The organism is Haloferax marisrubri (assembly GCF_001469875.2).
In the GTDB taxonomy this organism is placed as follows: Archaea; Halobacteriota; Halobacteria; order Halobacteriales; family Haloferacaceae; genus Haloferax; species Haloferax marisrubri.
The window spans coordinates 1-449 of sequence record NZ_LOPW02000013.1 but is presented as its reverse complement, the minus strand read 5'-3'; the positions used below and the strand labels follow the sequence as shown (position 1 = coordinate 449).

1 rRNA gene is annotated in these 449 nt (G+C 51.9%); it reads right to left on the bottom strand.

Features of this window, described 5'->3' with window-relative positions:
• A 23S ribosomal RNA gene (locus tag AUR65_RS19995) occupies positions 1 to 449 on the bottom strand; the annotation flags it as partial.

The window sequence follows — 449 nt, the reverse complement described above, 5'->3', positions numbered from 1 at the left end:
CCCTTAGACTCGCCAGTCAGATGCACTCCATGGTTCGTTTTTCAAAACGCACGACGTAACATCGGCTTCACTCAAGTCATACTATGGGATCGCTCCCAGTTCTTTCGTCGAGTGACCTTGTATGCCACGTCGCTCTATCGCCAACTGATTTCAAGCCCTATTGCACCGCCCTTTTCGGGGTGCTTTTCAGCGTTCGCTCACGCTACTTGTTCGCTATCGGTCTCGAGGAGTGTTTAGTCTTCGCAGTTGATGCCTGCGTAATTCACGAGGGATATCCAACCCCCGCTATTCTGGAACAACCCCGGGATCTAGATCTTATGTTACGGGGTTTTCACCCTGTATCACGCTCCGTTCCAGGAGACTTCACATAAGATCCAGGTCCGTTATGGGTAGTCCGTACACCACATTGCCCGAAGGCTTCGGTTTGGACTGTATCGCGTTCACTCGCC